This window comes from Bradyrhizobium sp. LMG 9283 (assembly GCF_045571415.1).
GTDB lineage: Bacteria > Pseudomonadota > Alphaproteobacteria > Rhizobiales > Xanthobacteraceae > Bradyrhizobium.
The window spans coordinates 6,429,146-6,453,213 of record NZ_CP120691.1 but is presented as its reverse complement, the minus strand read 5'-3'; the positions used below and the strand labels follow the sequence as shown (position 1 = coordinate 6,453,213).

Genomic DNA, 24,068 nt, shown 5'->3' with positions numbered 1-24,068 from the left:
TCGTCAGGGCGGCATCTGCGAATGTCCTTCAACACCTTCGGCCATATGTTCCGCGTCACCACCTTCGGCGAGAGCCACGGGGTGGCGATCGGCTGCGTGGTCGACGGCTGCCCGCCCATGATTCCGCTCACCGAGGCCGACATCCAGAAGGACCTCGACCGCCGCCGGCCTGGACAGTCGCGCTTCACCACCCAGCGCCAGGAGCCGGACCAGGTGAAAATCCTGTCCGGCGTGATGGCGCATCCGGAGACCGGCGTGCAGGTAACGACGGGCACCCCGATCGGCCTCCTGATCGAGAATACCGATCAGCGCTCGAAGGACTATTCCGAGATCAAGGACAAGTTTCGTCCCGGTCACGCCGACTTCACCTATGAGGCCAAATACGGCCTGCGCGACTATCGCGGTGGCGGGCGCTCCTCCGCGCGCGAGACCGCGATGCGCGTTGCCGCCGGCGCGATCGCGCGAAAAGTGCTGCCCGACGTGAAGGTGCGGGGCGCGCTGGTGCAGATCGGCCCGCACAAGATCGACCGCGACAAGTGGGACTGGGACGAGGTCGCCAAGAATCCGTTCTTCTGTCCCGACAGGGACAAGGCCGCGTTCTTCGAGACCTATCTCGACGGCATCCGCAAGAGCGGCTCCTCGATCGGCGCTGTGATCGAGGTCGTCGCCGAAGGCGTGCCGGCAGGTCTTGGCGCGCCGATCTATGCCAAGCTGGATTCCGATCTCGCGGCTGCGATGATGACCATCAACGCCGTCAAGGGCGTCGAGATCGGCGCCGGCTTTGGCGCCGCCGAGCTCACCGGCGAGGAGAACGCCGACGAGATGCGCACCGGCAATGACGGCACGCGCTTTTTGTCCAACCATGCCGGCGGCGTGCTGGGCGGCATCTCCACCGGACAGCCGGTGGTGGTGCGCTTCGCGGTGAAGCCGACCTCCTCGATCCTGCAGCCGCGTCTCACCGTCGATCGGCAGGGCTCCGATACCGAGATTTTCACCAAGGGCCGCCACGACCCCTGCGTCGGCATCCGCGCCGTTCCGGTCGGCGAAGCAATGATGGCCTGCGTGCTGGCGGATCATTTCCTGCGTGACCGCGGGCAGGTCGGGCGCTGACTTCTTCACCTCTCCCCGTCGGGGAGAGGTGAACTTCCCGTCGCGGCACTAGCTCTCCGCGCAGCTTGACGGGCCCACAACTTCGTCCGCAAATGCGGACATGAACAGCTCCGAGCTTCAGCGCGTCTGCAATTGGCTGATCGACGGCGCCTGGTCGGCTCAGGAGCCGGCCGTAGGGATTGCCGATTTCTGCGAACGTCTCGTCGCGGCCGGCCTGCCGCTGTGGCGTTTCGGCATCTTCATCCGCACGCTGCATCCCGAAATCTTCGGCCGCAACTTCATCTGGCGGCAGGGCCAGGGAGTCGAAGTCGGCAGCGTCGATTTCGAGATCCTGGACACGCCCGAATTTGCACGCAGCCCGCTCCGCGTCGTGTTCGAACAGGCGATTGAGGTCAGGGGCCGCGCAAACGATCCCGACAGTAAGCGATTTCCGTTCCTCGAGGACATGCGCGCCGAAGGCGCGACCGACTATATTGCGGTGCCGGTGCCTTTTCTCGATGGCTCCATCCACGCCACGAGCTGGATCACGCAGCGCCCCGCCGGCTTCAGCGACGACGATATCGCGGCTATCCGGAGCATCATAGCGCCGCTCGCGCGCGTCAGCGAGATCATCAGCCTGCGCCGCACTGCCGAGATGCTGCTCGACACCTATGTCGGCAACCGCGCCGGCGCGCGCATCCTCGGCGGCCAGATCCGCCGCGGCCACAATGACACCATGCGGGCAGCGATCTGGCTTTCGGATCTGCGCGGCTTCACCGCGCTATCGGACCGGCTGCCGGCCGAGACCGTGGTCGAGATCCTCAACCAATATTTCGATTGTCAGGTCACCGCGATTCGCGGCCATGGCGGCGAGGTGTTGAAGTTCATGGGCGACGGCCTGCTCGCGGTGTTTCCGATCGACGAATATGTCGGCGATGCCGCCCATGTCTGCGCGCGGGTGCTGGAGGCGGCGCGCGAGTCCCGCGCCAGCGTCGAGGCGCTCACCTTTCCGGTCGGCAGCGTCATTGAGCGCTTCCGCTTCGGCGTCGCGCTGCATGTCGGCAATATTCTCTACGGCAATATCGGCGGCGGCAATCGCCTCGACTTCACCTGCATCGGCCCCGCCGTCAACCTTGCCGCAAGGCTGGAGAAGATCACGGCTCGCTTAGGGCGGACTGTCGTCGCCTCGGAAGGTTTTGCCAATGTCTGCCGCCACGATTGGCACGAGCTCGGCGAATTTCCGATCGCGGGATTTTCCAAGGCGCAGCGCGTGTATGGGCTCGCCGAGGAAACGCCGGTGGTGATGGCTTGACGTGCAATGAGCTGATGTCGTTCATCGTCGCAAGACGAAGCGCTACTCTTCCGGCTCCGTCGTGAACAGCAGCGGATAACCCTTGGCGCGGCCGGCGTCGGTGGCGCGCGTAGCCTTGGTCTCGGCGACGTCCTTGGTGAACACGGCGACGACGCAGGCGCCAAGCTTGTGGGCGGTAATCATCACCTTGTAGGCCTGGTCCTCGCTCATGCGGAACTCAGCCTTCAACACCAAGGTCACGAATTCGCGCGGCGTGTAGTCATCGTTGATCAGGATGACCTTGTGCAGCCGCGGCCGCTCGACCTTGGTCTTCGTCCTGGTTTTCGGCTTGGTGACGGCGTCGTTCATTCCGCCTCCTGGACACGGCGGGTGGGGTTCCCTGCCGGAGTGATCAGCCGGCGGCCTTCGCACCATATTGCAGGACCTGCACCTTCTCCAAGGTGATCAGCCCGCTCGACATCATGCCGTCCAGGATGGGCAGGAATGCGTTGATGTTATCCTCGCTGTCGACGATCTCGATCAACAGCGGCAGGTCTTCCGACAGCCGCAGGATCTTCGAGGTGTGCAGCCGGCTCGACTTGCCGAAGCCCATCGGCCCGCGCAACACGGTGGCGCCGGCCAGATGTCGCTCGCGCGCGGTCATCACAATCGCTTCGTACAGCGGCTTGCCGCCATAATGGTCACTCTCGCCGATGAAGATCCGGAGCGAAACTGCCTGCTCGGGGATTTGCATGCTCAGCTCCTTGTCAAGCGATTGTAGCGGCTCGCCATCATATGCCCTGCCCAGACCGAGACCAGCCAGCAGATCACGGACGCCGCGACATAAGCGAGCGCCGTGTACTTCAGGCCGCCGTAGAGCAGGCGGAAGGTCTCCAGGCTGAAGGCCGAGAACGTGGTGTAGCCGCCGCAAAAGCCGGTCATGACGAATTGCCGGTGCTCAGGCCGCGCCAGCATGCGGCCGTCGGGACCGGTCAGCGTCGCGTAGAAGCCGATGACCAGGGAGCCCGTCGCGTTGATGAACAGCGTCGCAAAGGGAAAGCCGGGGCCGGTATCGAGCGCGAGCCCGACCAGATAACGCGTCAGCCCGCCGACGACGCTGCCGGCAGCAACCCAGGCATAGAGCACGAAGTTGCGCCAGCGTTCGGCAAAAGGGGAGGGGGAGCTCATCAACCTCTAGCCTCCCAGACGATCCGCAAGGAGGAAGCCGCAGCTGACGGCGGCGAGGCATAGCCCGACCGAGGCGGCGACATTGCCGAGCGCCGAGAGCGGCTCGCCACCACGCGCGAGCGTCAGCGTTTGCAGGCTGAACGAGGACACCGTGGTGTAGCAGCCGAGAAACCCGGTCACCGCGAACAGCCATGGTGTGGGTGATGCGAAGACCGAGCCCGGATGCGTCGCCAGCGCGCCGAAAATGCCGATCAGGAAGGCGCCGGTGACGTTGATGGTCATGGTGCCCCACGGAAACGTTTCGCCCAGCCGCCGCGCGATCGCACCGGAGACGAAATAGCGCGCGCAGCCGCCCAGCGCGCTGCCGATTACGATCGCGATTGCTCCGCTCAGCAAGATGAACAGCCCCCCGTCATCGCTTGTCCTTTACCGCCAGACCCTTGCCGACGGCGAGCAGCCCCACAAGCGAGATCAGCGCGAAGCCGAGCCCCGCAAGGAAGGTTCCTGCCGGACCATAGGCGTCCCACAAGGCGCCCGCGATCACGCTTGCGGCCAGCAAGGCAAGCCCGGTGAAAAGGTTGAAATAGCCGAAGGCGGTGCCGCGCAGGCTCGGTGGCGCCGCATCCGCGACGAGGGCGGAGAGCAGGCCTTGCGTCAGTCCCATATGCAGCCCCCACAGCACGATGCCGAGCACCAGGCCGCCAATGTTCGGCAGCAGCGCCAGCGCAAGGTCGGCGCCGGCGAGGAAAACGAGGCCGACCGCGAGCAGTCCGGTCCGGTTGATCCGGTCCGACAGCACGCCGGCCGGATAGGCCGACAGGGCATAGACGATGTTCATCAGCACCAGTACCGCCGGCACCCACATCGCATTGAGCCCGATGTTCTGCGCACGCAGGATCAAAAAGGCCTCGCTGAAGCGCGCGAGCGTGAAGACGATTCCGACCGCCACGACACGCCAATAGACTGGTCCGAGCTGCCGCATCGCAGCGAGATTGAGCGGATTCTCTGCGGGCTCCCGGCGCGGATCGGGCTCCGGCTCGTCCACCGCGAACGCGATCAAGCCAAAGGACAAGAATGCCGGCAGCACCGCCACCCAGAACACGAAGACAAAATTGTCAGCCGTCCACCACATCAGGCCGATCGCCGCGAGCGGTCCGACGAACGCGCCGACCGTGTCGAGCGATTGCCGCAGGCCAAAGCTCGCGCCGCGCAGGCCGGCGGGGGCGATATCGGCGATCAGCGCATCGCGCGGCGCGCCGCGAATGCCCTTGCCGACGCGATCGATGAAGCGCGCCGCGACCAGCCATCCGACGCTGGGCGCGAGTGGGAACAGCGGCTTGGTGAAGGCGGCAAGCCCATAGCCGAGCGCGGCGAGCAGCTTGCGGCGTCCGAGCCAGTCCGACAATGCACCGGAGAAGATTTTCGTGATCGAGGCGGTCGCCTCGGCGATGCCCTCAATGAAGCCGACGGTGAGCGTGGAGGCACCCAGCACGGTGACGAGATAGACCGGCAGCAGCGCGTGGATCATCTCGGAGGAGATGTCCATCAGCATCGAGACGAAGCCGAGCACCCAAATCCCCCTGGGCAGGGTGGTGCGCGCAGCAGTCGGTGTCGTCATCGTCACGTCTTTGCTTTCTCCTTCTCGTGGCCTTCGCCAGGCAACAAAAAACCCGCCATCGGCGGGTATATCCATGCTCCCGCCAAAGGCAGAGGTCTAAAGATTACCTCTCCTCAAGCAAGAGTCATCAGCCCACGAGGTCATCGACCGCCGGGCGGTTGTTGGGGGACTCCATCCCCATCGATGTGACCAACCCTAGCATGGAAATCGTGCCGGACAAGTGGCGGGGCTGTTTCCACCAGCAGCCGTCGTTCCGGGCTCGCGAAGCGAGAACCCGGAATCTCGAGATTCTCAGGTGCGCAAGGACGCACCGGAGTTCGGCTATTCGAGCCGCCCCGGAATGACTGTGCGAGTGATCGTGCCTGTTCCTGTGTCAGCGCTATGGCCAAACGACGGCAACGCGCAGCAGCGATGCACTCGAATGTGAAGCGCAAGCGATCTTCGGCCTTTGCGGCAAGGCGATTGCATGTCACCATCGCGTCATACGACGGGAGACTGCGATGCGTTTGCTGATCTCGATCGGGGCTGTGCTGGTGGCCGGCATGTTTGCCGGAGGGAACGTCGCGGGCATCGCGGCGCCAGGACCCAAATTCGAATCGTCCAAGACGGAAACGCAGCGGCTTGCGGCCGACAAGGACGCGCAGGCGGTCGATGTCGAGCTGATCCTCGCGGTCGACGTGTCCTACTCTATGGACATGGACGAGCTCGCGATCCAGCGCGAAGGCTATGCGCAGGCGATCCAGTCGAAGGAGTTCCTGCAGGCGCTGAAGCTCGGTCCGAACGGCCGCATCGCGGTGACCTATTTCGAGTGGGCCGCCTCCAGCGACCAGAAGATCATCATTCCCTGGCGGCTGATCGACGGACCGGAGACGGCGGATGCGGTCGCCGCCGAGATCATGAAGACGCCGATCCGGCGCGCTTCGCGCACCTCGATCTCCGGCGCGATCACCTTCGCGATGCCGCTCTTCGACGAGGATCCCTATCGGGGCTTGCGCCGTGTCATCGACATTTCCGGCGACGGTCCCAACAACAATGGCGGTCCGGTCACTGTGGCGCGCGATGCCGCGCTCGAGAAGGGCATCGTCATCAACGGCCTGCCGATCATGGTCAAGGAGCCGTCCTATTCGACGATGGATATCGACAATCTCGATTTCTACTACGAGGACTGCGTCGTCGGAGGTCCCGGCTCCTTCGTGATCACGATCAAGGACCGCGACAAGTTCAAGGAAGCGATCCGCACCAAGCTGCTGATGGAAGTCGCCGGCCGCACGCCGGAGCGTCCCGTGATGCGCGTTGCCGACAAGGAGCCGCGCGTCAACTGCCTGATTGGCGAGAAGATCTGGTCCGATCGCTGGGGACGCTAAAGCCCCGGCTGAGACCTTTTGCCCATCCCAACTGGCAGTTGAATTTAACTGCCGGTTAACCGGTGCATGGCCCTAATCTGATGGTTTCTGTCCGTTTCCAGCCAGTATCCTGACATGCTGGACCGAAACGAAAGCGGGTTTGCCAAACCTGTCTCCGAGCAGTCCAATGGCCATCGTCACGTCGAGCACCAGCCAGATTTCGCCCGCCAACGAGCGGATCTATCGCCAGAGCAATCTGCTCGGTGAATGGAAGGGCACCTGGACGGCGAGCGGTCAGCCCGTCGGCTTCAAGGTCGTGAACATCCGCGGCGCACGGGCCGAGGTCGAATACACCCACAACGGACGCACCGAGCGCGGCATCGGCCAGGTTGACGGCGCCACCATCAACTTCGGTTCCGTGACGATTGGCACCAAGAACGGCAAGAGCGCGGTCCTGCTGTTCTCGGCCGGTGGCGGCAAGGCGACCGCGTCATTGGAGAAGCAGGCGCCGCCGGCTTCCGACAGCCGCCTCATAGGAAGCTGGGGCGGATATTCGTCCGCCAACGGCAAGAGCGCGAGTTTCAAGGTGCTCGCCGTCAACGGCAAGGAGGCGCAGGTCAGCGTCACCACGGACGGCGTCACCCGCCAGGGCACCGGCATCGTCTACAAGAACGTCATCATGTTCGGGCAGGCGCAGATCGCGACCGACGACGGACAGAACGGCAAAGTCATCTATCAGGTCGGCACGAAATCTTTCATGGTGCCGGTGACGAAATATCCGCCGGCGGATTCGTCGTCCTCCGTCGACAAGACCGCCTGAGGCTGCCGTCCTCACCATTTCGGCGGCCGCTTCTCCACGAACGCCTTCAGGCCCTCCTGCGCCTCGGCCGACGTCGCGACATTGCAGAAATCATCCACCGCGCTTGCAATGCTGCGCCGGTAGTCGAGATCGATCTGGCGCATGAAAGCGGCCCGGCCCATCCGCAGCACGGCGGCCGATTTTCCAGCGAACTGCGCCGCGAGCTTCACCACCTCGGCCTCGAGCTCCGCATCGCCGACGACGCGGTTCACCACGCCGAGCTCGCGCGCTTCCATGGCGCTGAAGACGCGGCCGGTGAACAGCAGCTCGAAGGCGCGATGACGTCCGACGATGCGCGGCAGATGCGCATAGTGGATCGCCGGGATGACGCCGACGTCGATCTCGGGATAGCCGAACGTCGCGCTCTCGGCCGCCAGCATGACGTCGCAGGACACCGCCATGGTCATACCGCCGCCCCGCGCCGCGCCGCCGACCGCGGCGATCGACGGTTTGCCGAGTCCATATTGCGCGTCGTAGAGGTCGATATAGAGCGCCTGGAGGAATTCGCGGATCTCCGCGCCGGATTTGCCGAGCAGGATGTCGAGGTCGAGGCCCGCCGAGAACCGCTTGGAAATCGCGCTCCCCAGCACGACCACGCGCGCATCCGCATCGTCCGCGGCGCGGCGGAACGCCGCGACCACCGCGCGGATGACATCGAGGCTCAGCGCGTTGACGGGCGGACGGCGCAGCGTGATGCGGGCGATGTTGCCGATGAGCTCATAAGCGACGGGATTGTCCGTTGTCACCGCGTTCTCCTTGCATTCAAGTCGTTAGCGCCTTCAACTGCTGCTCGACCTGCCGCAGGATTGCGCAGGCCTGCGCGAAGCCGCCATCACCAATGAGTCGCCAGATTTCGTCGGCCTGCTCCACCAAGCGTGGAATTGTCAGCGGCAGGCCGGCCGCTTCCTGCAGCGCCCCCTTCTCGTTGATGAGATAGCGTTCGTTCAGTGCGAACAGCACCTGCGCGACGCAGGCGAACGATCTGTAGAGGCATCCCGCGACATGGGTCCGCTCGTTGCGTGCGACCGCGAGCTCGGCATTTTCGATGCTGAACAGGACTTCCCATTGGAAGCGCCGGATCAGGGCGCTGCGCAGAGGCTCCGGATAGGGCAGTGCGATCGATTTGAGTCGGGCGATCAGGCCGTTCGGATCGTGCAGCGGCTGACAATATGCGATCTCGCCCATCCAGATGGCTGAGCAGAAGCCATGCGGATGGCCGGGTTGGTAGGTCATGAGGACCGTACCGTACCGGCAGGCCGACATGACGCGCTCGACATCATCGACATTACGGTACAGCAGATCGACCTTTCGTCCCTCGATCGAAAGCCAGGCTCCGCCGACGATCCACGATCCCCATTCGTTAATTCTCGTCACAATCGCGGCGTCGGGATCGTCGGCGATGTTCTTCACCACTGTCAGCAGTCGATCCGTGTCGAACCGAGCGGCGTTGGAGCGGTACAGCCCGATGTCATAGTCGGAGGAGGAATGCGCAGTGCCGCGCGCGCGTGAGCCGCCGAGCACCACGGCCTGGACGCCGGGTACCGCGGCAAGAACGGGTGTGAGGCGGGTGAGCAACGGATCGTGCGGCATAAGGTGCGGTTCCCCGAAAGACCTGCGGGCGCGAGGGCGGCGCGGTCACTCCGCTGGCATTGATGATGGTCGGGGAGTATAGTTTCGCAGTGTCTTAGACGGTAGCCAGAATGCTCGACCTTGCACGTTCATGCGCTCTTGCAGCTCTCGCCGTGCTCTGCCTCGGCGGAGAGGCGGCCCATGCGCAAGTGGCGCCGCTGCGATATTGGATTCCCGGCGGGCCTTTCGGCCTGGGCGGTGCTGCCGGCCTGAGCTCCGACACCTATGGCAACTTTGCGAGCTTCAACGCCGGAGAGGCCGATTGGCGTACGAGCTCTGCGAACGGCTTCTTCATCGGCCGCGACCGCGCCGATTTCGGATTGAGCGGCTTCAACCAAGCCGGCTCGTTCGGCAATTACAGCGCGCTCTCTTATGACAGCACGCGATTCGGCTACAACATGAAGACGGCTGGCGGCATGCCCGTCACCTTCTTTGCCGGTTTCGACACGCTGAAATATGGCAACGGCATCGGCAGCTCGCTTGCGCCGCTCACCTCCAGCGCCGCGCCCGGCTATGGCGGATTTGCGGGTGTCGAGTTCAAGCCGACTTCCAACCTCAGCCTGTCGTTCGGGGTCGGCTACACCCAGCAGCAATCGGGCCGCATGGACAGCGACATCAACTCCTCGATGCTGCCCGGCGAGTCCCCTGCGCTGGGCGGCTTGCGGCGCTGAACGATCGCCCTAGGCATCACGACACGCCCGCCACCAGCGGGCGTTGCAGGTGCCGGGCCATCAGGTCGGCTGCTTCGGGGTAGCGTCGCGTTTCCAGAACGTCGAGCAGGCGCAGATGCTCGCGCACATGCCGCCGCATGCCGTCGCGGTCGGCGAAGCTGCGATAGGCGAACAGGCGTCTGATCGAGTTCACGCGCTTGAGCGCTTCGAGGAAGAAGGGATTGCCCCCTCCGCGGATGATCTCTTCATGGAATTCGCAGCCGGAGTGAAAGATCTCGCCGATCGTCATCTTCTCGAGTTCGCCGTCGAAGACGCGCTGTTGGCGTTCGCGCAGACGTACGATCACCTCCTGCGGCAGCGCAAAGCCGGGCTGCAAGATCGCCGCCGGCTCGATGACTGCGCGAAACGCCTTGGCCTGCGCTTGAGCTTCGGGACTCGAGACCGTCTCCGCGAAGCGCCAGCCGTAGCCGGGCAGGCGTGCGATCCAGCCCTCGGCCGCGATGCGATCGAGCAGTCGCTGCAATTCGGCGCGGCTCAGATCATAGCGGCGCATCAGCTCCGCCTCGGTGACATCAGCCGACAGACGGCTTGCGAGCACATCGCCTGCAATGGTCGCATATACCTGCTCGTTGCGCCTGACCGCCGCGAGCGCCGGTTGGGCCGCGCCGCTGGTCGGATTCTTGGTCAGCACAAAGCCGCGATGTGGCTCGCCGCGCGCCAGCCCCGCCGCTTCGAGGGCTTTGAGGCCGAGCCGGATCGGAGCGCGTGAAAGGTCCAGCGCGTCCGCAAGCCTTTGTTCGATCAGGCGATCGCCGGCTTTCATGCCCTCGCGGCGGGCGAGTGCCATGATCAGGCCGGCAAGATGCTCGGCGCGCTCGGAACCGTTCTTCTCGTTGCGCTGTCGGGAACTGTCGGATGCGATCATTGCAGTGCACGTAATCTTTAGGGCTTGACAGATTGTCCCATGGATTGTTCTTTTATGCAATAATATACAATCGGTCAGGAGAGCCCAGATGGCGCGCGCGCCCGATGTCCATATTTGCGAGGTCGCCCCCCGCGATGGTCTCCAGAACCTGGACATCTTCGTTCCGACAGAAGCCAAATGCGCGCTGATCGACACGATCGCCGCTGCGGGCGTACGCGAGATCGATGCCGGGTCCTTCGTCCCGCCGAAGGTCGTGCCGCAATTCGCCGACGTCGACGCGGTGATGGCGCATGCGCTCACGCACAAATCGACCACCATCGGCGCGCTGGTGCCGAACCCGAAGGGCGCCGAGCGCGCCATCGCCGCAGGCGTCGACGCCGTCTATTTCGTCATCTCGGCCAGCGAGACGCACAACCGCGCCAACGTGCGCCGCTCGGTCGACGAGCAGGTCGAGGGATTTCGCGCGGTCCGCGCCGCGATCGATGCGCGGCCGGTAGGGCAACGGCCGCAATTGATGGGCGCGATCTCCACCTCCTTCGGCTGCTCGCTGGAAGGCGAGGTGAGCGAAGCAGCGGTGTGCCGGGTTGCCCGCGCTTTTGCCGAAGCTCGTGCCGACGAGATCGGGCTTGCCGACACCGTCGGTTATGCGACGCCCAAATCGATCCGGCAGATCGTCACGGCGGTGCAGCGCGAGATCGGGGCGCAAATGACGCTGCGGCTGCATCTGCACGATACGCTCGGTGCTGGCCTTGCCAATGCCGTCGCCGGCATCGAAGCGGGTATTCGCCGCTTCGATGCCGCAGTGTCCGGCCTCGGTGGCTGTCCCTTCGCTCCCGGCGCGCGCGGCAACATCGTCACCGAGGATCTGGTGTTCATGCTGGAGCGCATGGGGCTTTCCACCGGCATCGACCTCGACCGCCTGATGCAGACGCGCGAGATTCTCGCCCGCCATATCCCGGCAAAACATCTGACCGGGCATCTGCATGAGGCCGGTGTCCCCAAGGTCCTGCGGAGCGCGGCATGACCATGGCTGCGCGTGAGACCGCATCGGAGCTTCGTCCGCTGGCGGGCCTTCGGGTGATCGAGTTCAGCCAGATGGTGATGGGGCCGAGCTGCGGCCTGATCCTCGCCGATCTCGGCGCCGACGTGATCAAGGTCGAGCCGCCCAAGGGGGACCGCACCCGCACCTTCAAAGGCCCCGCCGCCGGCTTCTTCGCGACCTACAGCCGCAACAAGCGCAGCATCGCGCTGGATACGTCGACTGCGGAAGGCCAGGACGTGGCACGCAGGCTGATCGAGACCAGCGACGTCCTGATCGAGAACTTCCGGCCGGGCCTGTTGAAGCGGATCGGCCTCGACTACGAGACCGTCGCCGCCTTCGCACCGCGCCTGATCTATTGCTCGCTCAAGGGCTATCTGCCCGGCCCGTACGAGAACCGCCTGGCACTCGACGAAGTCGTGCAGATGATGGGCGGTCTCGCCTACATGACCGGCTTGCCCGACCGCCCCATGCGCGCCGGCGCTTCGGTCAACGACGTCATGGGCGGCATGTTCGGCGTGATCGCGATCCAGGCCGCGCTCGCCGAGCGGCAGCGCTGCGGCCGCGGCCGGTACATCCAGAGTGCGCTGTACGAGAATAACGTGTTCCTGATGGCGCAGGCCATGATGTGCGAGGTGGTTAGCGGTCAGCCCTCGATCCCGTATTCGATCAAGGACAGCCCGTGGCCCGTCTATGATCTCTTCGACACTAGGGACGGCTCAAAGCTGTTCGTCACCATCGTCGGTGAAGAGCAATGGGAGGCGTTCTGCCGCGCCTTCGATCGCGAAGCCTGGCTCTCTGATCCGCGCTTTGCGACGAGCAACGACCGCGTCGATCATCGCAGCTGGCTGATCCCCGAGATCGCGAAGATCTTCAAGCAATGGGACAAGGCCGATCTCGCCACGCGCCTCGAGCAGCTCGATCTGCCTTATGCACCGGTAAACAAGCCCGGCGATCTCTTCGACGATCCGCATCTCAACCGGTCGGGCGGCCTGACCGACATTCGTCTGCCTGACGGCCGCGAGGCCAAGACGCCGCTATTGCCGATTTCCATGGACGGAAGGCGCCTGCCCAACCGCTACGATCCACCTGAGATCGGCGAGCACAGCGGCGAGATCCTGAGCGAGATCGGCATGTCGCCAGGTGAAATCGAAGCGCTGCGGCAGGCAGGGACGATCAAGGTCGCGCCGTCCTGACCTGGTCGGCGCAATCGAACAAAAGCAAGGGAGGAGGAGCACATGAGCATCACCAGGCGCCAGGCGCTGATCGCGGGCTCCGCATGGGCCGGTGCATCGCTGCTGCCGGGACGATTGCGCGCCGAGGCCAAGCAGGTCTCGCTCGCGTTCGGGCCGGTGTCGCCGGTCTACGCCATTGGCATGATCGCGGAGCTGAAGGGGTACTTCAAGGACGAAGGGCTCGATTCCAAGCTCGTTACCGGCAATGCCGGCACATTCGGTCGGCAGACGCTGGCGGCAGGGCAAGCTCTGTTCGCCCATGGCGATGCCAGCCATCCGCTTCAGCTCGGGGCGCGCGGCAAGCCGTGCAAGATCCTGCTCGCGACCGAGATGGTATGCTCCTACGCCAACATCATGGTCCGGCAGGACCTCTACGACAGCGGCATCAATTCGGTCGAGAAGCTTGCCGACTACAAGCGGGCGGATGGCGCCAAGCCGATCGTCGCTGCGACCGCAATCGGGTCCGGCACCTGGGTGTTCGGCACCTATGTGTTCGAAGCGCGCGGGCTCGGCGGCAAGGTGAACTGGGTCGCGGGCGGCGGGCCCAACACGATGTTCCCTTCGCTCCAGACCAAGCAGTTCGACGCTATCATGGCGCCGCCGAGCTGGATCGTCGAGGTCGAGAAGAAGGGCTTTGGCAAAACGATTTACGACACGTCCAAGCCGGGCGTGTTTGAAAAGGATTTCGGCGGGACGCTGCCCGTGCTGGTGATCTACACGCTCCAGGACACGGTCGAGCAGGACAAGGCGATGGTGCAGGCCTATGTCAACGCGATCTATCGCGCCATGGCCTTTGTGAAGGCAACGCCGCTCGCGGAGGTGCAGGCGCTGGTCACGCCGAAATATTTCTCGGGCATCGATCCCGACGCGGTCAGCGCCGAGCTCGGCTTCGACAAGTCGACCTGGGCTTATGACGGTGTCATCGACAAGGCTGCGTTCGAACGCGGCGCCAAGCCCTGGTACCGCAAGGGCACGGATATTCCCGAGACCAGATACGAGGATGTCGTCGACATGAGCTTCCTTCAGACGGCCAGGGCGAAATACAAATGATCGCCCCGCTAGGCGAGGGCCTCGCGCTCGCGCGCGGCGACGATCAAGCAGCGGCGGCGCGCACGCGCATTGCCGTGCAGGGGCTTGCCAAGCGCTTCAACGCGTCCGGACGCGAGTTCGTCGCGGTGGATGACGTGTCCTTCGAGGTCAAGCAGGGCGAATTCGTCGCGCTGCTCGGTCCATCCGGCTGCGGCAAGAGCACCATCCTCAACATGGTCGCGGGGCTGCTGCCGCGCTCGGGCGGACGCATCCTGATCGACGAGGACACGGTCGAGACCGGCAAGGTCAACCCCAGGGTCGGTTATGTCTTCCAGCGCGATACGCTATTCCCCTGGCGAACCGTGGAGCAGAACATCGGCTATGGGTTGGAGATCGCGGGACTGCCGAAGGCCGAGCGCGCGGGGCGCGTTGCTTCGGCCGTCGAGAAGGCCGGCCTCTCGGGCTTTGCGCAGAGCTTTCCGCGCATGCTGTCCGGCGGCATGCGCCAGCGCGTCGCCTTGATGCGCACGCTGATCCTGGAGCCTGAGATCCTGCTGATGGACGAGCCGTTCGGTGCGCTCGATACCCACACCAAGCTCGAGATGCACAAGACGCTGCTGGAGATCTGGGAACGCGAGCGGCAGACCGTGCTGTTCGTGACGCACGATCTCGGCGAAGCCCTGACGCTGGCGAGCCGCATCATCCTGCTGTCGGCGCGGCCCGGGCGTCTCAAGGAAGATTTCGACGTCGCCATCCCGCGTCCGCGCGATCCCGTGGCCGTGCGCGAGACCGCCGAGTTCGGCCGCCTCTATTCCCACATCTGGCATTCCCTTGGCGAAGAATTCCGCCGCACCAGGGCCGACTGACCATGTCCAACAGCCGCACCGTCATCCTGTTCTGGCAACTGGCCATTCTCGCAGCCGTTCTCGTCATCTGGCAGTGGGGCTTCGAGTGGAGCAAGGCGCTGCTGCCGAAGGCCTACGTGCCGAAAATCCTCGATCCCTATTTCGTCGCCAAGCCATCGCTGATCTGGCAGAGTTTTTTGCGGCTTGGTTGCTTCTCTGACGCGGCCGGCTTTTCCGCCTGCATCACGGGGAGCGACAACAATCTGTGGCTTGCGACGCTCGTCACCCTGAAGAACACCTGGTGGGGCTTTCTGTTCGGTTCGGGGAGCGGCATCGCGGCCGGCCTGATCCTCGGCCGTTCGGATTTCCTGGCCCGCGTGTTCGGACCCTACATCGTGGCGCTCAACTCGATCCCGCGCATCGCGCTGGTACCGCTCGTCATCCTGATCTTCGGCCTCGGCGATCTCTCCAAGATCGCAACGGCCTGGCTCGTCGTGTTCTTCGTGGTGTTTTTCAACACCTTCGAGGGAACGCGTGCGGTCGACCGCGATCAGATTGCCGCCGCCCGTCTGCTCGGCGCCAGCGAATTCACGGTGCTGCGCACGGTCGTGATTCCGTCCGCGCTTGCCTGGGTGTTTGCGTCGCTGCTGCCGGCGGTGTCGTTTGCGCTGATCGGCGTCATCGTCGGGGAATTCATCGGCGCCGAACGCGGACTCGGCAAGCTCATCATCGAGGCGGAGGCGCGCGCCAATGCCAGCGAGATGATGGTCGCCATCTTCGTCATGATGTTTGTCGGCATCCTGCTGGCGATCGCGGTGCGCTCGCTGCAGTCCTACCTGTTGCGATGGCAGCCGCAATTCGAACCGTCGGCGTAGAGCATGATCCGGAACAGTGTGCAGCGGTTTTCCGGAAAGATCATGCTTAAACACTAAGTCCGACGTCACCGGCTGAACCGCGCCACCAGCTCCACGTGCGGCGTGTGGCGGAACTGATCGACCGGCACCACCGCCTCCAGCCGATAGCCGCCGTCGATCAGCAGCCGCGCGTCGCGTGCAAAGGTTGCTGCGTTGCAGGACACCGCGATCACGACGGGCACCTTGCTCGCGGCGAGCTTAAGCGCCTGCGCCTGCGCGCCCTGGCGCGGCGGGTCGAACACCACGGCGTCGAAGTCGCGCAGCTCCTGCGGCATCAGGGGGCGGCGGAACAGATCGCGCGGCTCGCACCTGATCGGCTTCAGGCCGGGTGTGCGCGCGGCTTTCGCGAGGGCCGCAATGGCGCCGGCGTCGCTGTCATAGGCGATGATGCGGGCCTTCTCGGCGAGCCGCAGAGCGAACGGGCCGACGCCGCAGAAGAGATCGGCGACCTCCTTGGCCTTGCCGATGCGCTCAGTGACGAGCGCCGCAAGCGTCTCCTCGCCCGCCACCGTCGCCTGCAGGAATGAGCCTGGCGGCAGCGTCACCTCGGCGCGGCCCATCTTCACTGTCGGCGGCAGGCGTTGCAGCACCAGCTCGCCGTGCCGCGTCAGTCGTGCCAGGCGATGCTGCTCGGCGACGCGCGACAGCGCCGTGACCAGCGGCGTCGGCAGCGGGCCGGAGCCGCGCACGTCGACGTCGAGGCCGTTGGCGGTCGCGGTGACCTGGATATCGAGCGGCTTCGTCACCGGCATCTTGGAGGTCAGCGGCTCGGCCAGAGCCCAGGCGGCGTCGAGCGCGCCATCGAGTGTGGGATCGAGGATGGGACAGCGATGAATCGGAATGACGTCATGCGAGCTCGTCGCGGAGAAGCCGACCTTGAGGATGTCATGCGTGCCGAACCGGCCGTGCAGCGTGATGCGCCGGCGCCCGGCGCCGTGGGCATCGACCAGCGGCGCCACCTCACATGCGACGCCGGCCTGCGCCAGCGTTTCCACCACGATATCGCGTTTCCAGGCGCGGTAGGGCTCAGCCGCCCAATGCTGGATGGCGCAGCCGCCACAGACGCCGAAATGCGGACAGAATGGCGCGATGCGCTCCGGACTTGCGACCTCCACCGCGAGCAGCTTGCGGCGGTCGGGATGGTGGCCCACGACGTGATCGACCTCGACGGTCTCGCCGCCGAGCGTGTAGGGCACATAGATTGCTTCGCCTGCGTCGAGGCAGACGCCGTCACCGCGATGGCCGACATGATCGATGGTGAGCCGTTCAACCACGGCGCGCGCCCAGGAAGAATTCGATATTGCCGTCGCCGCCCGTGATCGGTGAGGGGAATACCTCGATGTCAGTGCAGCCGAGCGAAGCGGCAAAGGCCGCGATGTCGTCGCAGATCTCCTGGTGCACGGCGGCGTTGCGGATGATGCCCTTCTTGTTGTGCTTCCGATCCGCCTCGAATTGCGGCTTGATCAGCGCCAACAGGCTCATCGGCGCGGCCGCCAGCGACAGCGCCACCGGCAGCACCGCCTTCAGCGAGATGAAGCTGACGTCGATCACGACCACATCGGGTCGCGCCGGCAGGCGCCTGCCCTCATAACTGCGGATGTCGGTCTCCTCCATCGACACGATCTTGGGATGATCGCGCAGCGAGGGATGGAGCTGGCTGCTGCCGACATCGATTGCGAACACCAGGCTGGCACCGTTCGCCAGCAGCACCTCGGTGAAGCCACCGGTGGAGGCGCCGACGTCGAGGCAGACGTGGTCCTCGATATCAATCGGATAGCGCTCCAGCGCCCCGGCGAGCTTGACGCCGCCGCGGGAAACGTAGGGGTGCGCGGGCTCGGCCTGGATCACCGCGTCCTCAGCGATCGTCTCCGACGGTTTCGAAACCTGCTTGTCGTCGGCCGTGACGAGCCCGGCTTCGATCGCCGCGCGTGCCCGCGCCCGGCTCTCGAACAGGCCGCGCTCGACCAAGAGAACATCCGCACGCTTGCGGGCAGAGGGCATCGGATCTCCGGAAGTCGATTGAAGAGCTTATGGTGCGATCAATCGCGCGGCCGCCATCCGGACGCAAGTCTCGAACGCTGTGAGATCGTGCCAGACGTCGATCGGCATCGTAGCCGGCGTCACCAGCGGGCAGCCGTGCAGCTCCAACGCATGGATCATCATGAGGTTGTCGGCAAGGCCAAAATCCTCGACGGTCAGCCCCTGGGCGTCGACCAGCCGCCCGTCCTCCGACTTGATGTCCATGAAGCGCCCGACGCGGTCGGCATAGGCGGCGCCGTCGTTGGAATAGGCGAGACAGAACTTGCTGCGGCCGGCCATGTAGCCGAGCTCATAGACGGTGCCGGGATCGGCCCCGGCGCCGCGGAACGGCGTCAGGTTCGCGATGATGGCATCGGCCGCATCCATCATCACCTCGTTGCCGCAAAAGATCTGTCGTGCGGCGTCGGGCGCGGTAAGGTCGATGTCGTTGTCGAGGGGATAGAGGCCGGTAAGCCCGTGTGCAGCGCAGATCGCGGCCTTCCGCCGGCCGATCTCAACCGCATCCGGCAGGAACACGTCGGGGCCTGCCAGATAGATTTTCATGGGGCCGAAGCCGAAGAAATTTGAGTCAGGGTGCCAGCCACAGCACGTGCTCTGCTCCCTCCCCGCCTGCGGGGGAGGGCTGGGGAGAGGGTTGTCTCCGCAAGCGAGAACCTCCAACTGGCGAAAGCCCTCACCCGCGCCTTCGGCGCGACCTCTCCCGCAAGCGGGAGAGGTGGAAACCGATCAAGCCAGCTTGACCGTCTCGGTCTTTACATCCTTGCCGAGCGCCTCGAACACCTTGCCGACGATGCCCTTGGCGTCGAGGCCAGCGCGGGCGTACATCGCCGCGGGGGTGTCGTGGTCCTGGAACACGTCGGGCAGCACCATCGAGCGGAACTTGACCATGCCGGTGTCGAGCACGCCCTGGTCGGTCAGGAACTGCGCGACATGCGAGCCGAAGCCGCCGATCGAGCCTTCCTCGATCGTGATCAGGATCTCGTGGTCGCGGGCGAGCTTGAGCACCAGCTCGGTATCCAGCGGCTTCATGAAGCGCGCGTCCGCAATCGTGGTCGACAGGCCGTGGGCGGCGAGTTCGTCAGCGGCCTTCTCGCATTCGGCGAGACGAGTTCCGAAAGAGAGCAGGGCGATCTTGCTGCCCTGGCGGATCATGCGGCCCTTGCCGATCTCGAGCGGAATGCCGACCTCAGGCATCTCGACGCCGCGGCCCTCGCCGCGCGGATAGCGCAGCGAGCTCGGACGGTCGTCGATCGCGACCTGGGTCGCCACCATGTGCACGAGCTCGGCCTCGTCCGCCGCCGCCATGATCACCATGTTGGGCAGGCAGCCGAGATAGGCGTTGTCGAACGAGCCGGCATGGGTCGCACCGTCGGCGCCGACGAGGCCGGCGCGGTCGATGGCGAAGCGGACGGGCAGGTTCTGGATCGCGACGTCATGCACGATCTGGTCGTAGCCGCGCTGCAGGAAAGTCGAGTAGATCGCGCAGAACGGCTTGTAGCCTTCGCTGGCAAGACCGGCGGCGAAAGTCACCGCGTGCTGCTCGGCGATGCCGACGTCGAAGGTGCGGTCGGGGAAGGCCTTGTTGAAGATGTCGACGCCGGTGCCCGACGGCATCGCCGCGGTGATGGCGACGATCTTGTCGTCCTTCTGCGCTTCCTTGACGAGGCTCTGGCCGAATACGTTCTGATAGGCCGGCGCGTTCGGCTTCGCCTTGGCCTGGGTGCCGGTCGCAACGTCGAACTTGACGACGGCATGGTACTTGTCCGCGGAAGCTTCCGCCGGGCCGTAGCCCTTGCCCTTCTGCGTCACGACGTGGACCAGGATCGGGCCGGTCTCCATGTCGCGGACGTTCTTCAGCACGGGCAGGAGATGGTCGAGGTTGTGGCCGTCGATCGGGCCGACATAGTAGAAGCCGAGTTCCTCGAACAGCGTGCCGCCGTCCATCATGAAGCCGCGGGAATATTCCTCGACGCGATTGGCGCGGTTGGCGAGGATCTTGGGCAGGCGCTTGTTGATCTGCTTGGCGGCATCGCGCAGCGTGCGATAGGTCTTGCCCGAGTAGAGCCGCGACAGATAGGCGCTCATGGCGCCGACGGGCGGCGCGATCGACATGTCGTTGTCGTTGAGGATGACGATCAGGCGCGAGTTCATCGCACCGGCATTGTTCATGGCCTCATAGGCCATGCCGGCCGACATCGCGCCGTCACCGATCACGGCGATAACGTTGTTCTTGCCGCCGGAGAGGTCGCGCGCCACGGCCATGCCGAGGCCGGCGGAGATCGAGGTCGAGGAATGCGCCGCCCCGAACGGATCGTAGTCGCTCTCGCTGCGCTTGGTGAAGCCGGACAGGCCGCCACCGGTGCGCAGCGTGCGGATGCGGTCGCGCCGGCCGGTCAGGATCTTGTGCGGATAGGCCTGGTGGCCGACGTCCCAGATCAGCCGGTCGCGCGGCGTGTCAAAGACGTAGTGGATCGCGGTGGTGAGCTCGACCACGCCGAGGCCCGCGCCGAAGTGACCGCCGGTCACCGAGACGGCATCGATGGTCTCTTGCCGCAGCTCGTCCGCCACCTGGCGAATCTGCTCGACCTTGAGCTTGCGCAGGTCTTCCGGCGTCCGGATGGTGTCGAGAAGCGGCGTCTTACTGTATGCGTTCACGGCGATTTCCAATTTGTCAGCGCCGGAAGGTCATTCCGGTGCGCGATGGGTTTGCACAATATCGGCGCAGCGCGAGTCCTCAAACCGTCGGAGCCACCTGCACGGGGCAAAGCCCCGTCTTCAAGCTTAGGTAAGCTTAGGTGCGCTCCGGTTCAGTCTCTGTGATCCCTGTCACTCAGATCGGCTTCGTCCGTCCCAAGCCAATTTCATTAGCAGTTTGAAGCGCTTGTCGTCGGTAATCGGTGCCCACGCAAGGCTTGCAAAAAGCCACACTCCGCGCAGCTTTACACCAAAGCTTGGGCCAAAGCCAACCCGCCGGACCGATTGGGGGTATGCAGGTGTAACCGGCGGGCCACATTGGTTAACCGTGGCCCGGGATAAGCGGTTCCGACGTTGATCCGTTCCTTGGCAGGCTTTTTTGCCAGAATGAGAGCTTTTCGCCCTCAACGGCCGATTCTGGGACGGGGGACGGCATCGATCCGCCGGCACGGAATCGCATGCCTCTCGAGAACAGCGCCGTGCGATCCTGAAAACGATGCGGCGGCCGCGCTCTCGCGAAGACGTCTCACGGGGGCCCTGGCGTCGTCAGGAGACTGAGCGGGGAAGTCTAGGCTTCACTATTACTGGACGATTACTGGACGTCGAGCGGAGCAGTGCCCGTGGCCTGGCCGCTGGCATCGGTGGTGATCTTGTCGACGCGCGCCTCGGCCTGGCGCAGCAATTCCTCGCAGCGCCGCTTCAGGGCCTCGCCGCGTTCATAGATCGTCACGGATTCCTCGAGCGGCACCTTGCCGTCTTCGAGCCGCTTCACGATCGTTTCGAGTTCCTCGATCGCGCGCTCGAAGGTGAGCCTGGAGACGTCGACTTGAGTATTTTCGGCCATATCCGTTTCCGATTGCCCGATTCGCTTCCCTGGAGTGAAGGCGGGTTTTGCGGGCTTAATGTGGCGGGCGTCGTCAGGCGCCCATCAAGGCGCCGACATGCGCCGTAACAGATTCTTTCAGTCCTTGCAGGTCATAGCCGCCCTCGAGCACCGAAACAATGCGGCCTCCGGCGGTCTTGTCGGCGAGATCCATCAGCTTGCGCGTCACCCAGGCATAATCCTCCGCGCGCAGGTTCAGCGAAGCCAGCGGATCGCGATAATGCGCGTCGAAGCCGGCGGAGATGATCAGGAACTCGGGGCTGAATTTTTCGAGCTGCGGCAGGATCAGATTCTCAAACGCAGAGCGGAATTCCGGGCCGCCGTCCTCGGAGGCGAGCGGCGCATTGACGATGGTGTCGTGATCGCCGCGCTCGGAGCGCGCGCCGGTTCCCGGAAACAACGGCATCTGATGGGTCGAGCAGTACATCACGGTCGGGTCCGACCAGAAGATGTCCTGCGTGCCGTTGCCGTGATGCACGTCGAAATCGACGATGGCCGCCCGCTTGATGCCGTATTTGCGCTGCGCATGGCGCGCGGCAATGGCGACGTTATCGAAGAAGCAGAAGCCCATCGGCTTGCCGATCTCGGCGTGATGGCCGGGGGGGCGCACCGCGACGAAGGCGTTGCGGTGCTCGCCCGCCATCACCGCTTCGGTCGCCGCAACCGCGCCGCCGACGCCGCGCATCACCGCTTCCCACGTGCCCGGCGACATGGAGGTGTCGCCGTCGATATAGACCTGCCCGCTGGTCGGGGCGATGTGGCGCAGCTCGGTGACGTAATGCTCGTTGTGGCAGAGCGTGACGAGATCGAGATCGCCCTCCGGCGCCTCCTCCCGCGCCAGGAACTGGAAGCGCTCATGGGACAAAGCTTCTTCCACCGCGCGCAGACGATCCGGTCTCTCAGGGTGTCCCGGCGGCGTGACATGGTCGAGGCAGGCCTTATGGGAAAGGAGAAGCGTGCTCATCAGGTCGGCCTCATGGGATGCGGGCTTTTGACGTGGTTGGCGCATCGGGCGCCAAAACGCAATGCAAAACCCAATCTAGGCCTTTGGACGGCAATGGCAAAGGGTCGTCCCGATCCGGCCCGTTTGATCCGGATCAATTCACGCGCAGGATGCGGGTGGGCGGCAGCGGGCCGATCGGCCCGTGCGCCCGGAAAAACGCGAACAGCGCGTCCGCGTCGTAGCCGCCATATAGCGGCGCCGTGCCCTGTTTGGCGACGGTGAACCCGTCTCCACCGACGGCGAGGTAATCGTTGAGCGTGACGCGATAGCCGCTTCCAGCTTCGACCGGCCTGCCGTTGAGCGTCATCTTCTCGAGGCTGACGCGCTCGCCGAATGGTTTTGATGCATCCCAGGTATAGCTGAATCCGTTCGACACCTGGAGAATCCGCGGCCGCTTCGGGTCCAGCCATTGCTGCTCGAGCAAGTCCTTGAGCTGGCTGCCCGTCAGCGTCATGGTGACGAGGCGGTTGCGGAACGGCTGGCTGGCGAAGACATCGCCGAACGTGATCGCGCCATTCTCCTTCGGAACGATGTCGGTGCGGATGCCGCCGGGATTGGTGAGCGCGATGACAGCGCTGCCAGCCTTCGCATCGCGGGTTGCGAGCAATTGCGCGTCGGCAATGATGTCGCCAAGCGCGCTTTCGCCGGCCTCGTTCGGCACGCGCGACAGCGTCTGCGTCACCGAACCGGCCGGCCGGTTGGCGATCGGCGCAGAGAGCTTGTCGTAGGCGTCGATCAATGCGGTCTGCTCGGGATCCTTGGCCAGCGAAGCATTGGTGACGATGACATTCTCCGCCTTGGCGCCGACGATGTCGCGCGTTGTGGGATCGAGCTTGAGGTCGATCGCGGTGACGAGCGTGCCGTATTTGTCGCCGCTGGTGACGAGCCGCCCGTCGATATCGCAGACATAGGCGCGGTGGGTGTGGCCGCTGACGACGACGTCGACCGCGCGGTCGAACTTCTTGACGACATCGACGATCGGACCCGTGATGGCAGGGCATTCATTGTAGTCGCCGGCGGGCTCGCCGCCCTGGTGGATCAGCACCACAATCGCTTCGACGCCGCGCGCCTTCAGCTGTGGCACGAGCGCGTTCACCGTCTCGGCCTCGTCGCGGAATTCGAGCCCGGCAATGCCCGCTGGCGAGACGATGCCCGCCGTTTCCTTCAACGTCAGCCCGATGAATGCGACGGGGATGCCGTCGAACTCCCTGATCTCGTAGGGCGGCAGCACGCTCTTGCCGGTCGCGGTCTCGACGGTGGACGCCGCGAGATAACGGAATTTGGCGCCCGTGAAGGGATGCGGTCCCTGGCAGCCGTCGACCGGATGGCAGCCGCCGTTCTGCATGCGCAAGAGCTCGGTCTTGCCCTCGTCGAATTCGTGATTGCCGACCGAGCTGATCGCAAGGCCCATCATCGAGAGCGACTCGATCGAGGGCTCGTCGTGGAACATCGCCGACAGGAACGGGCTCGCGCCGATCAGATCGCCGGCCGCGACGAAGATGGTGTTCTTGCGCCCCTCGCGCAGCTTCTTCACCAGCGTCGCCATATACTCGGCGCCACCGGCCGCCACCATCACCTTCTTGGTCTTGTCTTCGGGGTCATTGATGCGGATGCCGCCTGGCGACGGCCGCAGATTGCCGTGGAAATCGTTGATCGCGAGGACGCGCAGCTCGACGGGGGCGGCGGTCTGGGCAGAGGCGGGAAGGGCGGAGGTCAGCGCGAGTGCGGCAAGAATGGATCGGTATCGCATGGAACCGAGACTAGTCGGTCCGC

General features: G+C 64.8%; 25 protein-coding genes and 1 riboswitch. Of the genes, 10 read left to right on the top strand and 15 right to left on the bottom strand.

The genetic code is table 11. The features are described from left to right. Positions 1-21: 21 nt before the first annotated feature. Complete coding sequence (gene aroC, locus P6U29_RS30305; RefSeq protein WP_407114024.1) at positions 22-1,110, top strand: chorismate synthase; 1,089 nt, start codon at positions 22-24, stop codon at positions 1,108-1,110. A 100-nt stretch (positions 1,111-1,210) separates the two neighbouring features. Beyond that, positions 1,211-2,401, top strand: a complete 1,191-nt coding sequence (locus tag P6U29_RS30300; protein ID WP_407114023.1) for an adenylate/guanylate cyclase domain-containing protein — start codon at positions 1,211-1,213, stop codon at positions 2,399-2,401. 42 nt (positions 2,402-2,443) lie between these two features. On the opposite strand, the gene clpS is transcribed toward P6U29_RS30300, so the two are convergent. The 5 genes from clpS to P6U29_RS30275 are packed head-to-tail and all read right to left on the bottom strand — an operon-like array spanning position 2,444 to position 5,186. Continuing rightward, the gene (gene clpS, locus P6U29_RS30295; protein ID WP_407114022.1) at positions 2,444-2,749 is read right to left on the bottom strand and encodes an ATP-dependent Clp protease adapter ClpS; all 306 of its coding nucleotides are present in this window, start codon (positions 2,747-2,749) and stop codon (positions 2,444-2,446) included. A gap of 43 nt (positions 2,750-2,792) precedes the next feature. Further along, the gene (locus tag P6U29_RS30290; RefSeq protein ID WP_407114021.1) at positions 2,793-3,134 is read right to left on the bottom strand and encodes a DUF190 domain-containing protein; all 342 of its coding nucleotides are present in this window, start codon (positions 3,132-3,134) and stop codon (positions 2,793-2,795) included. Between the two features lie 2 nt (positions 3,135-3,136). Continuing rightward, positions 3,137-3,568 carry a CrcB family protein gene (locus P6U29_RS30285; protein WP_407114020.1) on the bottom strand — a complete coding sequence of 144 codons (432 nt, stop codon included), beginning with the start codon at positions 3,566-3,568 and terminating at the stop codon, positions 3,137-3,139. A 6-nt stretch (positions 3,569-3,574) separates the two neighbouring features. Further along, positions 3,575-3,964: a fluoride efflux transporter CrcB gene (crcB, locus tag P6U29_RS30280; RefSeq protein WP_407114019.1), complete on the bottom strand. Its 390-nt coding sequence runs from the start codon at positions 3,962-3,964 to the stop codon at positions 3,575-3,577. Positions 3,965-3,980: 16 nt separating this feature from the next. Next, the gene (locus tag P6U29_RS30275) at positions 3,981-5,186 is read right to left on the bottom strand and encodes an MFS transporter (RefSeq protein WP_407114018.1); all 1,206 of its coding nucleotides are present in this window, start codon (positions 5,184-5,186) and stop codon (positions 3,981-3,983) included. A gap of 111 nt (positions 5,187-5,297) precedes the next feature. Continuing rightward, a riboswitch (Fluoride riboswitch) is annotated at positions 5,298-5,374 on the bottom strand. 312 nt (positions 5,375-5,686) lie between these two features. Between P6U29_RS30275 and P6U29_RS30270 the strand changes: the two genes are divergently transcribed. Then, the gene (locus P6U29_RS30270) at positions 5,687-6,550 is read left to right on the top strand and encodes a DUF1194 domain-containing protein (RefSeq protein WP_407114017.1); all 864 of its coding nucleotides are present in this window, start codon (positions 5,687-5,689) and stop codon (positions 6,548-6,550) included. Positions 6,551-6,716: 166 nt separating this feature from the next. Beyond that, complete coding sequence (locus tag P6U29_RS30265; RefSeq protein WP_407114016.1) at positions 6,717-7,349, top strand: hypothetical protein; 633 nt, start codon at positions 6,717-6,719, stop codon at positions 7,347-7,349. An 11-nt stretch (positions 7,350-7,360) separates the two neighbouring features. Here P6U29_RS30265 and P6U29_RS30260 read toward each other — a convergent pair whose 3' ends face one another. Both P6U29_RS30260 and P6U29_RS30255 read right to left on the bottom strand, forming a co-directional pair. Next, the gene (locus P6U29_RS30260; RefSeq protein WP_407114015.1) at positions 7,361-8,134 is read right to left on the bottom strand and encodes an enoyl-CoA hydratase/isomerase family protein; all 774 of its coding nucleotides are present in this window, start codon (positions 8,132-8,134) and stop codon (positions 7,361-7,363) included. A gap of 16 nt (positions 8,135-8,150) precedes the next feature. Further along, a complete protein-coding gene (locus P6U29_RS30255; RefSeq protein ID WP_407114014.1) occupies positions 8,151-8,978 on the bottom strand; it encodes a nucleotidyltransferase domain-containing protein in 828 nt (275 codons plus the stop codon). 110 nt (positions 8,979-9,088) lie between these two features. Here P6U29_RS30255 and P6U29_RS30250 point away from each other — a divergent pair, with 110 nt between their 5' ends. Continuing rightward, positions 9,089-9,688, top strand: a complete 600-nt coding sequence (locus P6U29_RS30250; RefSeq protein ID WP_407114013.1) for a hypothetical protein — start codon at positions 9,089-9,091, stop codon at positions 9,686-9,688. 16 nt (positions 9,689-9,704) lie between these two features. Here P6U29_RS30250 and P6U29_RS30245 read toward each other — a convergent pair whose 3' ends face one another. Beyond that, positions 9,705-10,613 (bottom strand): FCD domain-containing protein, encoded by a 909-nt coding sequence (locus P6U29_RS30245; protein ID WP_407114012.1) that lies wholly within the window; start codon positions 10,611-10,613, stop codon positions 9,705-9,707. An 88-nt stretch (positions 10,614-10,701) separates the two neighbouring features. Between P6U29_RS30245 and P6U29_RS30240 the strand changes: the two genes are divergently transcribed. The 5 genes from P6U29_RS30240 to P6U29_RS30220 are packed head-to-tail and all read left to right on the top strand — an operon-like array spanning position 10,702 to position 15,636. Next, entirely contained in the window at positions 10,702-11,637 is a 936-nt protein-coding gene (locus tag P6U29_RS30240; RefSeq protein WP_407114011.1) for a hydroxymethylglutaryl-CoA lyase, read from the top strand. Then, on the top strand, positions 11,634-12,848 hold the full coding sequence (locus P6U29_RS30235) for a CaiB/BaiF CoA transferase family protein (protein ID WP_407114010.1): 1,215 nt from the start codon (positions 11,634-11,636) through the stop codon (positions 12,846-12,848). The genes P6U29_RS30240 and P6U29_RS30235 overlap by 4 nt, the downstream gene beginning before the upstream one ends. 42 nt (positions 12,849-12,890) lie before the next feature. Continuing rightward, positions 12,891-13,937, top strand: coding sequence for an ABC transporter substrate-binding protein (locus tag P6U29_RS30230; protein WP_407114009.1), 1,047 nt, complete (start codon positions 12,891-12,893; stop codon positions 13,935-13,937). Beyond that, positions 13,934-14,782 carry an ABC transporter ATP-binding protein gene (locus tag P6U29_RS30225; RefSeq protein WP_407114008.1) on the top strand — a complete coding sequence of 283 codons (849 nt, stop codon included), beginning with the start codon at positions 13,934-13,936 and terminating at the stop codon, positions 14,780-14,782. The genes P6U29_RS30230 and P6U29_RS30225 overlap by 4 nt, the downstream gene beginning before the upstream one ends. Before the next feature lie 2 nt (positions 14,783-14,784). Then, positions 14,785-15,636 (top strand): ABC transporter permease, encoded by an 852-nt coding sequence (locus P6U29_RS30220; protein ID WP_407114007.1) that lies wholly within the window; start codon positions 14,785-14,787, stop codon positions 15,634-15,636. A gap of 65 nt (positions 15,637-15,701) precedes the next feature. Here the strand turns inward: P6U29_RS30220 and P6U29_RS30215 are convergent, their stop codons facing one another. The 7 genes from P6U29_RS30215 to P6U29_RS30185 all read right to left on the bottom strand — a co-directional run bounded on the left by P6U29_RS30215 (position 15,702) and on the right by P6U29_RS30185 (position 24,045). After that, a complete protein-coding gene (locus tag P6U29_RS30215; protein ID WP_407114006.1) occupies positions 15,702-16,949 on the bottom strand; it encodes a class I SAM-dependent RNA methyltransferase in 1,248 nt (415 codons plus the stop codon). Further along, on the bottom strand, positions 16,942-17,676 hold the full coding sequence (locus tag P6U29_RS30210; protein WP_407114005.1) for a TlyA family RNA methyltransferase: 735 nt from the start codon (positions 17,674-17,676) through the stop codon (positions 16,942-16,944). The genes P6U29_RS30215 and P6U29_RS30210 overlap by 8 nt, the downstream gene beginning before the upstream one ends. 27 nt (positions 17,677-17,703) lie before the next feature. After that, entirely contained in the window at positions 17,704-18,258 is a 555-nt protein-coding gene (locus P6U29_RS30205; protein WP_407114004.1) for a nucleoside 2-deoxyribosyltransferase, read from the bottom strand. Positions 18,259-18,441: 183 nt separating this feature from the next. Then, complete coding sequence (gene dxs / locus P6U29_RS30200) at positions 18,442-20,370, bottom strand: 1-deoxy-D-xylulose-5-phosphate synthase (protein WP_407114003.1); 1,929 nt, start codon at positions 20,368-20,370, stop codon at positions 18,442-18,444. Between the two features lie 631 nt (positions 20,371-21,001). Continuing rightward, positions 21,002-21,253, bottom strand: coding sequence for an exodeoxyribonuclease VII small subunit (locus tag P6U29_RS30195; protein ID WP_008132970.1), 252 nt, complete (start codon positions 21,251-21,253; stop codon positions 21,002-21,004). Positions 21,254-21,326: 73 nt separating this feature from the next. Beyond that, positions 21,327-22,256, bottom strand: a complete 930-nt coding sequence (locus tag P6U29_RS30190; protein WP_407114002.1) for a histone deacetylase family protein — start codon at positions 22,254-22,256, stop codon at positions 21,327-21,329. A gap of 133 nt (positions 22,257-22,389) precedes the next feature. Continuing rightward, positions 22,390-24,045, bottom strand: a complete 1,656-nt coding sequence (locus P6U29_RS30185; RefSeq protein WP_407114001.1) for a bifunctional metallophosphatase/5'-nucleotidase — start codon at positions 24,043-24,045, stop codon at positions 22,390-22,392. Positions 24,046-24,068: the final 23 nt, after the last annotated feature.